Source organism: Novosphingobium sp. KN65.2, assembly GCF_001368935.1.
GTDB classification, from domain to species: Bacteria; Pseudomonadota; Alphaproteobacteria; order Sphingomonadales; family Sphingomonadaceae; genus Novosphingobium; species Novosphingobium mathurense.
This window is the reverse complement of the sequence record NZ_CCBH010000140.1, coordinates 1-13,088: the sequence shown is the minus strand read 5'-3', so window position 1 is coordinate 13,088 and position 13,088 is coordinate 1. Positions and strand designations below refer to the sequence as shown.

Here is a 13,088-nt window from a genome sequence, read left to right as displayed (position 1 = left end):
CGGATGCGTCATGTTTCGGCCATGGGATGGTCTATGTCTGCACGCTCGATGACATTGATTTCGCGCCTGCCGTGCCTAGATCATCGGCTAGGTTTCAAGGTCTGGAGACAGGTGAAGTGAACGGATTGAAAACGGCCATGCTGCTGGCGGCGCTGACGGCGCTGTTCATGGGGCTGGGCTACATGTTCGGCGGCAGCGGCGGGGCGATGATCGCGCTCGTCGTCGCGGCAGGCATGAACCTCTTCACGTTCTGGAACGCCGACAAGATCGTCCTGCGCATGCACAATGCCCGTGAAGTCGATGCGCGGTCGGCCCCGCAGTTCTACGGGATGGTCGCCGAGCTCTCGCAACGGGCCGGCCTGCCGATGCCGCGCGTCTACATCGTCGACAGCGCCAACCCGAATGCCTTTGCGACAGGCCGCAACCCGGAAAACGCGGCAGTCGCGGCAACGACCGGCCTGCTCGACATGCTGACCCACGATGAAGTCGCCGCAGTCATGGCGCACGAGCTTGGCCATGTCCGCAATCGCGACACCCTGATCATGACCATGGTCGCAACGATTGCCGGCGCGATCTCGATGATCGCCAATTTCGGCCTTTTCTTCGGCGGGCGCGGCAACGACCGGGCCAGCCCGTTTGCCGCCATCGCCGCGATGCTGATGGCGCCCTTCGCGGCGATGATCGTGCAAATGGCGATCAGTCGGACCCGCGAATATGGCGCAGACCGGGCTGCAGCAGAGATCTCCGGCGATCCGCGCGCCCTCGCCTCGGCCTTATCGAAGATCGCTGGTCCCGCGCGCGCGATCCCCAGCCATGCGGCACAGGGCAACCCCGCCGCCGCCCAGCTCTACATCGTACCTACGGGCATCTCGGACCTGTTCTCGACCCACCCGGCCACCGAGAAGCGCATTGCCGCGCTTATGGCGCTCGAAGGCTCCGGTCCGGCGCCTGCACGCAGCACGGTACCGCCACGCAGTGGACGCTCCGCGCTCGATCCCAATCGGCGCGGCTGACATGTCGTGACAGGAGTGGCGGTCCGCCTCAGTCGGTCCCGGTGATCGCGCTGACCAGCGCACGCACTTTCTTCTGCCGCCATTGCGGCAGCGGCGCGACAAGCCAATAGCCCCTGCGGCACGGCGTGACCGTGTGAACCATATCCTTGCCGCCCTGCCCGACCAGGCCTTCGGCCAGCAGGGCCGGGACGCGCGCCCTGCCCAGCCCTGCAACGGCGGCAGCGACGGCCTGCCCGGCATCGCTGACCGAGATCGGCGGCTTGTCCTCTTCGCTGTCCTTGTCGGCACTCTCACCCTCGGTGCCCGGGAAAGGATCTCCCGGCCAGCCGATCCAGTCACCCGCACCGATCTCGGCCCATTCGGCGGGCGCCAGCGCAATCCCTTCCAGGTCGCCCGGCCCGTCCGTCCAGCGCACGGCCAGATCGAGATTGGCTTCGGTGAAGTCGGTCATCTCGCCATCGACGATGACGTAGCGCACCTGCGGGTTGGCTGCGCGGAACGCAGCCAGGCGTGGCGCCAGCCACGCGGCGAAGAATTCGCGTGGCGCTGCGATCGTATAGACGTGGCTTGACTGGCCCGCCTGCATCGTCTGCACCGCGTCCTCGAAATGGAGGAATCCGGTCCGCAGCGCGGCAAGACCCGAACCGGCTTCCTCGGTGAGTTCCAGCCCCTTGCTGGTACGACGAAACAGGACAACGCCGAGCAGGTCTTCCAGCGCGCGGATCTGCTGACCGACGGCGGCAGGTGTAACCGCCAGTTCGTCGGCCGCGCGCGTGAACGACAAGTGGCGGGCTGCCGCGTCGAAGACTCGCAAGGCATTGAGGGGCAAGTGCGTTCGCTTCATGGAATGCTACCTATGCCCCGCAGGCGGCGGGGGCAATGAAGTTTGCGTAAGACCGGACAAGGCCGGACTTTGCGGCGAGCGTTCCCGCTCGGATCGATCAGGAAAGGCGTGCTTCGTTCAGCCCGCTGTTGCAGGTGCGGCCAGCGGGAAGAACGGGATCAGCGCCTTCACATCGCGTCCATCTGCACCGCGGAAGACGTAATGACCTTCCATGCTGCCCTGCGGCGTCGCGAGGGGGCAACCCGATACGTAATCGTGGCTAGCGCCCGGCGCGATGACCGGCTGTTCGCCGACGACGCCATCGCCATCGACGACATTCACTTCGCCCTTGCCATCTGTGATGCGCCAGTGGCGGGTAAGAAGCTGAAGGGGCTGGTCCGAGTGGTTCTCGATCCGGATATGATAGACCCAGAACCACTTCCCCGCCTCGATACGCGATTGTTCGGGCAGGAAATTGACGGCCACGCGAACGATGACGCCATCGGTTATTGCCGAATGCTGGAACAGTTCCTTCATGACAAGCGCCAGCCTAACGGCGAATGTTGGCGGACACAACTGCCTGACTTGCGTTTACCGCAAAGCGCGCCCGCATGACGCCTTTCGGTTCCGCATCAGGAAGGCAAAGATCAGCTAATCGAGCCAAGGCTGCATTCGAGCGCCCAGTGAAATCCCTCGGGAGGATAGTCCGTTTCGATCCTGGCATCGAGCTTCACGCGCGGTACGTCGACGATGATGCGCGAACCGAAGCCATGGTGTGCAGGCGGCGACACTGCCGGCCCGCCGCTCTCGGTCCAGGAGATGTGGAAGCGCGCGTCCTCGCCCTCTCCCATCACCTCCCATTCGATCGCGACCCGGCCCGCCGGCACCGAGAGCGCACCGTACTTCATCGCATTGGTGCACATCTCGTGCGTCGCCATGGCCAAAGCTTCCGCCGCACCGGGCGAGAGCATTACCGTTTCGCCCTTGCAGGTCACTTGCGAGCGCGCCTCGCCCAGCGAGCGCAGCTGGCCCTCGATCATTTCCAGCACCGGAATGTCCGACCACGAACGGCGGACAAGGACGTCCTGATTGGCCGCCAGCCCCTGGATGCGCTGCTCAAGCTTCCTGACGAAATCCGGCCCATTGGCATCGCCGCGACGCGCGAGCGACTGGATGATGGCCAGCATGTTCTTCGAGCGGTGATTGACTTCCTGCAGCAGCAGTTCGATCCGCTGCTCGGCATCGCGCATTTCGGTAACATCGGTGTTGGTGCCGAACCAGCAGATGGTCCCGCCTCGTTCATCGCGGATCGGCACGGCCCGGGACAGGAACCAGCGGTACTGTCCGTCCGCTCCGCGCAAGGGGAAAGTGTCCTCCCAGTCCTCACCGGTATCCCAGCTTCGCTGCAGACGCTCGACCACGCGATCGATATGATCGGGATGGTGGACGGCCTTCCAGCCCCATCCCTGCATCGCTTCCAGCGTGGTCCCGGTATAGTCGAACCAGCGCTTGTTGTACCAGAAGATCCAGCCTTCGCTGTCGGCAATCCAGGCGAGTTGCGAGATATTGTCAGCCAGCAGGCGGAAGCGTTCCTCGCTTTCCTGCAACTGCGCCATCATCATCTTGCGCTCGGTAATCTCGCGCGCGATCTTGCTCGCGCCGATGACCTTGCCGCTCCCGTCGTGCACCGGCGATACCGTCACCGCGACATGGACTTCGCTTCCGTCCTTGCGCAGGCGCACCGTCTCGAAGGTGGGCACGCGCTTGCCCTGCGTGATCGCGGCGAGGATACGATCCTCCTCGCCCTGCCGATCGGCGGGAATGAGCGTGCGCACGTTCCGGCCGACGATTTCCTCGGCCTTGTAACCGAAGATTCCCTCGGCGGCCGCATTCCAGCTCAGGATACGGCCCTCGAGTGTCTTTCCGACGATCGCGTCGTCAGTCGACTCCACGATCGCGGCGAGCAATGCCGCCGGATCGGCCCCAAGTGGCAGCGTAATCAGAGCCCCGCCCTGGTCAGGGCCTGGTCGAGGTCCTCGATCAGGTCGTCCGGGTCTTCCAGGCCGACATTGATACGCAGCATTCCTTCGGAAACGCCCATGGCCGCCCTGCCTTCCGGGCCCATATTGTGATGGGTGGTCGAGGCCGGGTGGCACATCAGCGACCGCGAGTCGCCGATGTTGTTCGAAATGTCGATGAGTTCGAGGGCATCGAGCAACGCATGGGCCTGCTCGCGACCACCATCGAGCACGAAGCTGAAGATGGGGCCGCAGGCATCCATCTGCTTGTGCGCGAGAGCCTGGCCCGGGTGGCCGTCCAGCCAGGGATGCAGGATCTTGGGCACGCGCCCGGCGACGAACTGACCGACCTTGAGCGCGTTCTCGCTCTGCTTCTTGGCGCGCATGTCGAGCGTCTCGAGGCCCTTGAGCACGACCCACGCGTTGAACGGCGAAAGGTTCGGCCCGGTGTTGCGCTGGAACGGAAGCAGCTTCTCGTTGATGAATTCCTCGCTGCCGCACACGGCGCCGGCAAGGACGCGCCCCTGTCCGTCCATCAGCTTGGTGGCCGAATAGGCAACGACATCCGCGCCCCATTCGAGCGGGCGCTGCAGCGCAGGCGTGCAGAAGGCATTGTCGATCACCGTGGTGATCCCGCGCGAACGGGCAAGGCCGCAGATGTACTCCAGGTCGGCGACGTCCATCGTCGGGTTCGCCGGCGTCTCGAAGAAGAAGACCTTGGTGTTGGGGCGGATCGCCGCTTCCCATGCCGCATTGTCGGTCGCGTCGATCACGGTCACGTCGATCCCGAAGCGCGGCAGCAGGCTGTCGCCCAGCCAGCGGCACGAACCGAAGGCGGCACGTGCGGACACCATGTGGTCGCCCGCGGACAGCTGGCACAGCAGGGCAGCGGTCATAGCCGCCATGCCGGAAGCCTGCGTACGGCACGCCTCTGCCCCTTCGAGCAGGGCAATGCGTTCCTCCAGCATCGCCACCGTCGGGTTCTGCAGGCGCGAGTAGGTCATGCCGTCCTGCTCGCCGGCGAAGCGCGCGGCAACCGTCGCGGCATCGTCGTAGCAGTAGCCCGAGGTGAGGAAGAGCGCCTCGCTCGTCTCACCCATTTCCGAGCGCCATGTTCCACCGCGAATTGCGCGGGTGGCGGGGCGCCATTGAGAGGTCTTGGCTCGGTCCTGTCCGGTAGTGCGTTTCATGGCTCATGCCTCTAGATTCGCTCAGGGCACAGCGCAAGCGAATGCATCGATGGCGAGACCCGAGTTCGTCCACCGCACAAGTTTGGCGTCCCCTTGAAGGAGGGGACGTTCCCCCCTATCCCGCAAAACCGATGCCGCTCGCTCCCCGCAAAGACCGTGATCCGCTCGGCTGGTGCCTGTTCATCGCGCTCGGATTCCTTGCCCTGCTGCTCTGGCGCATCCACCTGCCGGGGCGATACTACTTCGACGAAATCCACTACGTTCCGGCATCGCTGAAACTGCTGGACCTGATCCCGGCGAACCGCGAACACCCGATGTTCGCGAAGGAAGTGATCGCCACGTCGATCCACTTCCTGGGCGATCGCCCGATCGGCTGGAGACTGCCCTCGGCGCTGTTCGGCGCGCTGGGCCTGTTCGGCTTCGGGCGGCTCATGTGGCACGCCTCGCATCGCCGCGCGGCGACGCTGGCGGCAATGATGCTGCTGGCGACCAACTTCATGTGGTTCGTCCAGAGCCGCATCGCCATGCTGGACATGATCGAGGCAGGTCTTTGCATGGTCGGCCTGTGGCAGTTCGCGGCGGCCCTGCGTTCCGGTTCGAAAGCGGCCGGGCGTTTCCGGCTGCTGCTTTCGGGCCTGGCGCTGGGCCTGTCGATCGCGGCAAAGTGGACGAGTGCCCCGGCCGTCATGCTGCCGGGCCTGTGTTTCCTCGTCCTGTGGATCCGCGAGAACGGCCTGACCTTTGCCGGGCGCCCAAAGGGCGGACCGGTCAAGGGCATCTCGCTCATCGAGGCGGCATTCTGGCTCGGCCTGTTCCCGCTCGCGGTTTACTGGGCCACTTACGCGCCGGCGATGTTCTACACCGACCGTCCGGTCTCTCCCTTCGGCTTCCTCAAGCAGCACGAGTACATGCTGCGCCTGCAGGAAAGCGTGAAGAAACCGCACCCCTACCGCAGCGTATGGTACCAGTGGGTCGGCGACCTGCGGGTGATCTGGTACCTGTTCGAAACGGTCAAGGATACCCAGCGCGGCATCGTCATGCTGGGCAATCCCTTCTCGATGATGGTCGGCCTGCTCGCCCTGCTCTGGGGCATCGGCGCCGCGATCTACCAAAAGCGCCACGACGTACTGGTCTTCGTCCTGCTCTACGCCGCGACGCTGGGCGTGTGGATCTACAACGCCAAGCCGGTGCAGTTCTATTACCACTACCTCCTGCCCGGTGCGTTCCTCATGGGCGTGCTCGCGCTTGCGCTCGATGCGATGTGGGCGAGCAAGGGCCGCTGGCAGCGCATCGGCACCGGGACCATCGTCCTCGCGCTCGGCTTTTTCGTGCTGTTCTTCCCGATCCTTTCGGGATTGCCGCTGCCCAAGGACGTCTACAATTTCTGGATGTGGCTACCCGGCTGGCGCTGATCGCCACGCCATAAAAGAGGGCCCCGCGCCAATACGCGCGGAGCCCCTTTTACTCTGATCACTGATTTGGTGCCTGAGCGCCGGTTGGGACAGGCGCTCTCGTGCCGATCCGCCCGGAACCTCTCTCTGCTCAGTACTTGCCCCAGACGAACTTGGACGAAAGTGCGAAGTTCCAGACCGAGCCCAGGATAATGCCGGTCACGACCGCGACCACGTCATGAAAGCCCATGGTCTTGAGCATGGCCGCAGAGCCGATGTTGGTGAGCAGGCCAAGCGAACAGGTCACGCCGAACTGCGCCCAGCCCCGCATAAGCGGAACAAAGCCGCGCAGGCGCTTGTCCGAATAAGTCAGTTCGTTGTTGAGCACGAAGTTGAACGTCATCGCCACGACGGCGGCGATGGTGTTCGCCACGTTGAAGGTCGCGCTTTCCGACCAGTTGCCGTAGACGAAACGCTCGCGGAACACGACGTGGAGCATCATCCACAGCGCGGCGAGCTGTACGACGACGCCCATCGCACCGACAGTGCCGAACAGTGCAAAGCGAGTCGGAATGATCCGGCCCAGCCATTTGTCATAAAGACCAATGAGGAATTCGAACACGACGGTCTGGTCCAGCTTGCTTTCGCCTTCCGCGCGGGCGGCGAAGTGGAGAGGGAATTCCTTGACCCGCAGCGGCCGGTCGACCGTTGCAAGGATGTCGAGGAGGATCTTGAAGCCCACGCCCGACAGCCGGTGGGCGTCGGCGCGCAGGGTTTGTGTGCGCAGCATGAAATAGCCGCTCATCGGGTCTGTCAGTTCGACCCCGGTCACCTTGTTGGCGATCCTGTTGGCAATGCCCGATGCCTTGACCCGGTCGGGACGGCCCCAGGCCTCGGTGCTCGCCCCTTCGGCAAAGCGGGAGGCATAGGCAAGATCGTACTCGCCCGACTGCACGGCCTTGAGCATCTGGGGCAGCAGTTCCGGATCGTGCTGGTGATCGGCATCCATCACCGCCACCACGGGGGCAGCGGTCGAGCACATGCCCTCGATCGCCGCGCTCGCCAGGCCGCGACGCCCGATGCGCTGGATGCAGCGCACGCGCGGGTCCTTCAGCGACAGCCGACGCGCCTCGTCGGAAGTACCGTCCGGGCTGTTGTCGTCAACGAAGATGGCTTCCCAGACCACGCCCTTGAGCGCGGCATCGAGCCGGTCGACCATGCCGGCGACGTTGCCCCGTTCGTTGAACGTCGGCAGCACGATCGCCAGTTCGAGCGGCTGCGCGGCGACGTCCACGGCCTGAGCAAGATCGGAACGAGTAATGTTCATGCGCCCCACGTTTCTATTGGACTACCCTCGGCAAGTCCTGCGCCTGTTACAACCGCTCGACGACGGCGTCACCGATTTCCCGCGTGCCGGCGCTGCCGCCAAGGTCGCCGCCCTTGATGCCATCGGCAAGCGCCTTGGCCACCGCGTCCTCGATGCGCGCCGCTTCGGCTTCGAGGCCGAGGCTGTGGCGCAGCAACATGGCCGCAGAAAGGATCGTCGCCATCGGATTGGCAAGGTTCTTGCCTGCGATGTCCGGTGCCGAACCGTGAATCGGCTCATAAAGGCCAAAAGAGCCTTCGGCCAGCGAGGCCGAGGCGAGCAGGCCGATCGAGCCGACGCACATGCTGGCCTGATCGGAGAGAATGTCGCCGAACAGGTTGCCGGTGACGATGACGTCGAACTGGCCCGGATTCTTGACGAGCTGCATCGCCGCATTGTCGACGTACATGTGGCTCAGTTCGACTTCGGGATACTCGGCCGAGACCTCGATCACCACGTCGCGCCAAAGCTGCGAGGTTTCCAGCACGTTGGCCTTGTCGACCGAAGTCAGCCTCTTGCCCCGCGTCATCGCGGCCTTGAAACCGGAATGGGCGATGCGGCGCACTTCGTCCTCGGCATAGGACATCATGTCCCAGCCCTGGCGGCGGCCGTCTTCCAGCGTACGGATGCCCTTCTCGCCGAAGTAGACGTCGCCGTTGAGTTCGCGCACGATCAGCAGGTCGATGGTCTGCGCGACTTCGCGGCGCAGCGTCGTCAGGTCCTCGAGACCCGGGAACACGCGCGCCGGGCGCAGGTTCGCGAACAGCCCCAGTTCCTTGCGCAGGCCAAGGATGGCCTGCTCCGGGCGCAGGTGACGTTCAAGATTGTCGCAGGAGAAGTCACCCACGGCGCCGAACAGGATCGCTTCGCACGAACGGGCAATGTCCAGAGTCTGCTGCGGCAGCGGGTGGCCATGCTTGTAGTAGGCAGCACCGCCGACATCGCCTTCGACCAGTTCGAGGCCCGGCAGGTCCAGCTTCTCGAGCACGCGCACCGCCTGTTCGGTGACCTCGGGACCGATTCCGTCTCCTGCAAAAACCGCGATGCGCATGGCGTCTCCAGACTCGTCTTCCAGCTTCAGATACGTGCCAGCCGCTCACGCAGCAGGTCGCGCGCCGCCATAACGTCTCTGCGCCGATCAGCAAGCGGATACCGTGCAAGTTCGCGCCCAAGACTGTCGAAAGTACCAAGGATGGCATCCCAATCCTCGTCCTGCGGCCGGTCCACCGGCACCCCGTAGCCAAGTTCACGCAGCAGCAGGACCTCGTACGACAGCAGTGGCAAGGCCCAGCCCCGCGCCGAAGGCGCGACGCAGATCGCGTCGAGCAAGGCGGACAAGGCCTGATAGAGTGCGGGATAGGGATACCGCTCGGGCAAGGCGATCGCAGTGAGCGCGGTGACCCAGGAAATCGCCGCCGAAGGCAGCGGCTCGCCCAACCACGGCCCGCGGCTCTCGAGCAGTTCGAGCCTTGCGTAGGGCAACTGGCTCTCCGAACGGGCGCGGATCTCGGCATCGACCACGTTGCCCGGAATGACCACGGGGCGCAGGTGGCGTCCCCTTCCCCCCGCGACATAGACCGCGACGATTCCGTTATCCTCTGTCAGGAGGCGGGCGATCACGGCCGTTTCGCCATGCGCTCTGGTGGAACAGACTATGGCAGGGGCGCGAAGCTGCATGACGCCCCTGTGCTACGGTTGACCGGATGGGGCAAGTCGCCGGCGATCACCTCTGCCGCAGGGCCCAGGACGCGAACACGCGCGCGCGCCCAAGCGCACCCCACAGGAAACCGCAGACGGCCAGTGTTGCCGGGACCTGCGCAGCGATCAGCAGGTCGTGCCAGTCCCCGCGCGCGGCGATGACTTCTCCCACGAGAGGCGCTGCCTGCGCTGCTCCGACAAGATAGAACAAAGTCGACAGGGCCGGAAAAAAGGCCGCAAAGGCAGGCAAGCGCCGCGTGACGAGGATCGCAATGCCCCACAGGGCAAGAATCGCGAATGGCAGACCGAGGGCCAGCGCTTCCAGCTCGGCAGCCGCGCCGCTGCGGCCGATGACGCCGGTCACCGGGGCGATGAAGTCGGAAATGTTGCGAAAGTGCCAGGAAAGCGGCAGGAGACCGGGCACGAGGACGGCCGCCGGCATCCAGCGCGGCATCGTTTTCGGCCAGCGCAGGTGCGCACGACGACCGAGCGCCAGCCCCAAGGCCAGCGCCACGATGCAGAACAATATGAAAATGAAGGCCGTCACCGGATCTGCGTCCGATGGACCGGTCAGCCCTTGGCGGAGAGCTTGGCCTCGAGAGCCGCGACCTGCTTCTTCAGAGTCTCGGTCTCCTCGCGCGCCGTCGCGGCCATTTCCTTGACGGCGTCGAATTCCTCACGAGTGACGAAGTCCATGTCGCCCATGAGCTCCTTGAACCGCTCCTTGGCGGAATCACGGGCTTCACGCGTCATGCCCGCAAACGTGCCGGCGGCGCTGTTCATCATCTTGACGAAGTCGGCGATGAAAGGATTTTCGCTTTGCATGGCCCTATGATGGTGCGCGCCGAAACGCGGCGCAAGGGGGATCAGATCTCGAAACGCTCAACCGCGGGCACAACGTCTACGCCGTCCAGCTTGGGATTGGCCTCGAGGAACGCGTAATTGAGATAGGTCGCGAAGAGAATCCACGCGAGATACGGCACCAGCAACGCCGCCGCGATCGGCCGAACCCGATAGAACAGGACCGCCGTAAGCAGGACCAGCACATCGAGCACCGCGATCACGATCAGTCCGCCGGTGATCTGGTGCGCACCGAAGAAAACCGGCGACCACGCGAGATTCAAGGCGAATTGCACGGCGAAGACGAGAACGGCGATCCCGCGTCCCCGCGCTCCGCGAGCGGCAGCCACCATCGCCAGCGCAAGGCCCATCAGGACGTAGAGAATGGTCCAGACGATGCCGAAGGCTGCCGGTGGCGGATAGACCTCCGGCTTCACCAGCGCGGCGAACCACGGATTGTCCGGCCCGGACTGGGCCATTTTGCCGGAAAGAAAGCCGAGCAGCACAAGTGCCGGCACGAAGACCAAAGCCCATCGCGCAAAACTGGCACGCAACTGACCTGACGAAGCAAGCAGGTTCATCCCCGCATTCACCCCCGAATCACCAAGAGACCATGAAGATTAGGCAATTTGTGTAACGGCTGGAGCAAAGGTGCAATCGTTAGACGCCTCTGCGTGCCGAAACGAGAAACTCCACATTGCCTTCCGGCCCCTTGATCGGGCTTTCGACAATACCTTCTACTTGCCATCCTTCGCCCTCTAGCCACTCGCGCACTTCGGCGCAGACACGTTCGTGCAGGGCCGGATCGCGCACGACCCCGCCCTTGCCCACTTCGTTTCGGCCGACCTCGAACTGCGGCTTTATCAGGGCGACGAGCCGGCAAGCGGGGGCAGCGAGGCGCAGGGGCACTTCAAGAACCTTGGCAAGTCCGATGAAGCTGGCATCGCAGACCACCCAGTTGCAAGGCGCATCTATAAGTTCAGGCGTGAGAATACGCGCAGAAGTCTGCTCCAGAACCGTCACCCGCGGGTCCTGCCGCAGTTTCCACGCGAGCTGGTTGGTCCCGGAATCGACCGCGAAGACCCGGCTCGCCCCGTTCGTCAGCAGGACATCGGTGAAGCCGCCGGTCGAACTGCCGATGTCCATGGCAATGGCGCCGGCCGGATCGAGGCCGAAATGCTCGATGGCGTGGGCGAGCTTGATGCCTCCACGCGAAACCCAGGGGTGATCTCGCCCGCGTACTTCCAGCGGCACGTCGCCACGCAGGCTCTGTCCCGGCTTTGCAATCTTGGTTTCCCCGGAAAAGACGAGCCCGGCCAGCACGAGAGCCTGTGCACGGGTCCGGCTTTCCGCGAGGCCGCGGTCGACCAGCATCTGGTCGACACGCACCTTGGGCGCGGGCTTTGTTTTTCCGACAGATAGTTGCGCAGATGGGTCAGTCATCGGGCCTGGGTACTTGAGATGGAGCGATTGTCATTCCATACCGGGACCATGAAGGCAAATCCGCGCCTGCGCTCCACCCCCGCTTCACTTCGTCTCCTTCCGGTTCTGGTCGGCGCCCTGGCGCTTGCCGGCTGCATTCCGCAAGTGGCGCCCGCCCCTCCGCAGCCGGCTGCGCGTCCCTCGCCCAGCCCTGTACCGACTCCGGCACCCCTGCCTCCTCCGTCAAGCGACTGGCGCGATGCCCTCGCCACGCCCGGAGACTGGCAATATGCCCCAAGCTCCACCGGTTCCTTCGCCAGCTTTGCCAGCGGCCAGTTCATCCTGCGCTGCGAGCGGCAGCAACAGAGGGTGTCGCTGATTCGCGCGGGCGCAGCCACCGGGCCCGTCTCCATGGCGATCCGCACCACACAGGGCGAACGCACGCTCGTCGCCAATCCGGTGCAGGGCGGCGTTTCGACAAGCCTCCCGACCCGCGACCCGTTACTTGACGACATGGCCTTCAGCCGCGGTCGCTTCGCGGTGGAAGTTCCGGGCATGGCAACGCTCCATATCCCGAGCTGGACGGAAGTTTCGCGCGTCATCGAAGACTGCCGCTAACCCGCCCGGTCCCGGCGAATCGATCTCACCGAAGTATCGCCTCATTCCGAGCGTCAGGCCGAGCAATCCCGAAGCCGCGCCATGCCGGACTGGATCCTTGCGCGCAACGTTGCGTCGCAATCACGAATCGATCACCGGTCGCCCCCGCCTTTTCGGGTTCCTGAAAGGCAAGGATTCGATCGCAAGCGGCTGATTCGATTTGTCGATCCCCTGCACTAGACCCCGGTAGGGTATGGCCCTTGCCCGGCCCCGAGCGCCTTCCAGCCGCGAATCGCCCGCAGCCGAAACTTCGATTCGGACCCTGAGACCGGGTCAAAACACGCTGAATTCGGTGAATTTCGGATCTCTTCAGGCCGCACTCAGCGGTGCCCCGAGCAGTGGGTCAAAATCGACCTCCAGGCTGGGGAAAACTGGCCGAAGTCATCATAATGACCGCAAAAAAAACGAATGCAAGACTTGTTGTGCGATGCGGAATCAGACACAAAAATACTCAAGACGGAAGGCCCCGGGAAACGCGCCCAGGATGACCTGAAGTCCCAGCCGCGAAAGCGGTGATCTTTGGCTCAACAGCGCGAAAGGAGGTGATCCGATGTCTCATGGTTCAGCAGAGAGGTCGGCAATTTCCGTCGCGAGGCATTATCGCTGAATTTTGATTAGGCGATAAAGGCTTTCGCTGGCGGCACTTCCGGCCGCTGACCATGCGAAGGGG

At 64.2% G+C, this 13,088-nt stretch carries 14 protein-coding genes; 3 read left to right on the top strand and 11 right to left on the bottom strand.

The window, feature by feature from the left end; genetic code table 11:
• The first annotated feature begins 116 nt into the window (after positions 1–116).
• Positions 117–1,013, top strand: a complete 897-nt coding sequence (gene htpX, locus SPHV1_RS06900; RefSeq protein WP_197277676.1) for a zinc metalloprotease HtpX — start codon at positions 117–119, stop codon at positions 1,011–1,013.
• A 28-nt stretch (positions 1,014–1,041) separates the two neighbouring features.
• Here the strand turns inward: htpX and SPHV1_RS06895 are convergent, their stop codons facing one another.
• From SPHV1_RS06895 to SPHV1_RS06880, 4 genes are all read right to left on the bottom strand, one after another.
• The gene (locus tag SPHV1_RS06895) at positions 1,042–1,857 is read right to left on the bottom strand and encodes a LysR family transcriptional regulator (RefSeq protein WP_054945299.1); all 816 of its coding nucleotides are present in this window, start codon (positions 1,855–1,857) and stop codon (positions 1,042–1,044) included.
• A gap of 117 nt (positions 1,858–1,974) precedes the next feature.
• On the bottom strand, positions 1,975–2,373 hold the full coding sequence (gene apaG, locus SPHV1_RS06890) for a Co2+/Mg2+ efflux protein ApaG (RefSeq protein WP_054945298.1): 399 nt from the start codon (positions 2,371–2,373) through the stop codon (positions 1,975–1,977).
• A gap of 110 nt (positions 2,374–2,483) precedes the next feature.
• A complete protein-coding gene (locus SPHV1_RS06885) occupies positions 2,484–3,803 on the bottom strand; it encodes a PAS domain S-box protein (protein ID WP_176167936.1) in 1,320 nt (439 codons plus the stop codon).
• Positions 3,804–3,835: 32 nt separating this feature from the next.
• Positions 3,836–5,044 carry a PLP-dependent aspartate aminotransferase family protein gene (locus tag SPHV1_RS06880; protein WP_054945297.1) on the bottom strand — a complete coding sequence of 403 codons (1,209 nt, stop codon included), beginning with the start codon at positions 5,042–5,044 and terminating at the stop codon, positions 3,836–3,838.
• A gap of 131 nt (positions 5,045–5,175) precedes the next feature.
• Here SPHV1_RS06880 and SPHV1_RS06875 point away from each other — a divergent pair, with 131 nt between their 5' ends.
• A complete protein-coding gene (locus tag SPHV1_RS06875) occupies positions 5,176–6,456 on the top strand; it encodes a phospholipid carrier-dependent glycosyltransferase (RefSeq protein WP_054945296.1) in 1,281 nt (426 codons plus the stop codon).
• 130 nt (positions 6,457–6,586) lie between these two features.
• On the opposite strand, the gene SPHV1_RS06870 is transcribed toward SPHV1_RS06875, so the two are convergent.
• From SPHV1_RS06870 to SPHV1_RS06840, 7 genes are all read right to left on the bottom strand, one after another.
• Positions 6,587–7,762, bottom strand: coding sequence for a glycosyltransferase family 2 protein (locus SPHV1_RS06870; protein ID WP_054945295.1), 1,176 nt, complete (start codon positions 7,760–7,762; stop codon positions 6,587–6,589).
• A 46-nt stretch (positions 7,763–7,808) separates the two neighbouring features.
• On the bottom strand, positions 7,809–8,852 hold the full coding sequence (gene leuB, locus SPHV1_RS06865; RefSeq protein WP_054945294.1) for a 3-isopropylmalate dehydrogenase: 1,044 nt from the start codon (positions 8,850–8,852) through the stop codon (positions 7,809–7,811).
• 26 nt (positions 8,853–8,878) lie between these two features.
• Positions 8,879–9,478 carry a DNA repair protein RecO gene (locus SPHV1_RS06860; protein WP_054945293.1) on the bottom strand — a complete coding sequence of 200 codons (600 nt, stop codon included), beginning with the start codon at positions 9,476–9,478 and terminating at the stop codon, positions 8,879–8,881.
• A gap of 46 nt (positions 9,479–9,524) precedes the next feature.
• On the bottom strand, positions 9,525–10,046 hold the full coding sequence (locus SPHV1_RS06855) for a hypothetical protein (protein WP_231634559.1): 522 nt from the start codon (positions 10,044–10,046) through the stop codon (positions 9,525–9,527).
• A 23-nt stretch (positions 10,047–10,069) separates the two neighbouring features.
• On the bottom strand, positions 10,070–10,324 hold the full coding sequence (locus SPHV1_RS06850; protein ID WP_054945291.1) for an accessory factor UbiK family protein: 255 nt from the start codon (positions 10,322–10,324) through the stop codon (positions 10,070–10,072).
• Positions 10,325–10,365: 41 nt separating this feature from the next.
• Complete coding sequence (locus SPHV1_RS06845; protein WP_054945320.1) at positions 10,366–10,920, bottom strand: TspO/MBR family protein; 555 nt, start codon at positions 10,918–10,920, stop codon at positions 10,366–10,368.
• A gap of 79 nt (positions 10,921–10,999) precedes the next feature.
• Positions 11,000–11,782 (bottom strand): TlyA family RNA methyltransferase, encoded by a 783-nt coding sequence (locus SPHV1_RS06840; RefSeq protein WP_054945290.1) that lies wholly within the window; start codon positions 11,780–11,782, stop codon positions 11,000–11,002.
• 18 nt (positions 11,783–11,800) lie between these two features.
• Here SPHV1_RS06840 and SPHV1_RS06835 point away from each other — a divergent pair, with 18 nt between their 5' ends.
• Positions 11,801–12,379: a hypothetical protein gene (locus SPHV1_RS06835; protein WP_231634558.1), complete on the top strand. Its 579-nt coding sequence runs from the start codon at positions 11,801–11,803 to the stop codon at positions 12,377–12,379.
• The last annotated feature ends 709 nt before the right edge of the window (positions 12,380–13,088 follow it).

Coding starts and splice junctions, on each gene's coding strand:
- SPHV1_RS06895 (WP_054945299.1), bottom strand. CDS start 1,857: ATGAAGCGAACGCACTTGCCCCTCAATGCCTTGCGAGTCTTCGACGCG.
- apaG (WP_054945298.1), bottom strand. CDS start 2,373: ATGAAGGAACTGTTCCAGCATTCGGCAATAACCGATGGCGTCATCGTT.
- SPHV1_RS06880 (WP_054945297.1), bottom strand. CDS start 5,044: ATGAAACGCACTACCGGACAGGACCGAGCCAAGACCTCTCAATGGCGC.
- SPHV1_RS06875 (WP_054945296.1), top strand. CDS start 5,176: ATGCCGCTCGCTCCCCGCAAAGACCGTGATCCGCTCGGCTGGTGCCTG.
- SPHV1_RS06870 (WP_054945295.1), bottom strand. CDS start 7,762: ATGAACATTACTCGTTCCGATCTTGCTCAGGCCGTGGACGTCGCCGCG.
- leuB (WP_054945294.1), bottom strand. CDS start 8,852: ATGCGCATCGCGGTTTTTGCAGGAGACGGAATCGGTCCCGAGGTCACC.
- SPHV1_RS06860 (WP_054945293.1), bottom strand. CDS start 9,478: ATGCAGCTTCGCGCCCCTGCCATAGTCTGTTCCACCAGAGCGCATGGC.
- SPHV1_RS06850 (WP_054945291.1), bottom strand. CDS start 10,324: ATGCAAAGCGAAAATCCTTTCATCGCCGACTTCGTCAAGATGATGAAC.
- SPHV1_RS06845 (WP_054945320.1), bottom strand. CDS start 10,920: ATGAACCTGCTTGCTTCGTCAGGTCAGTTGCGTGCCAGTTTTGCGCGA.
- SPHV1_RS06840 (WP_054945290.1), bottom strand. CDS start 11,782: ATGACTGACCCATCTGCGCAACTATCTGTCGGAAAAACAAAGCCCGCG.
- SPHV1_RS06835 (WP_231634558.1), top strand. CDS start 11,801: ATGGAGCGATTGTCATTCCATACCGGGACCATGAAGGCAAATCCGCGC.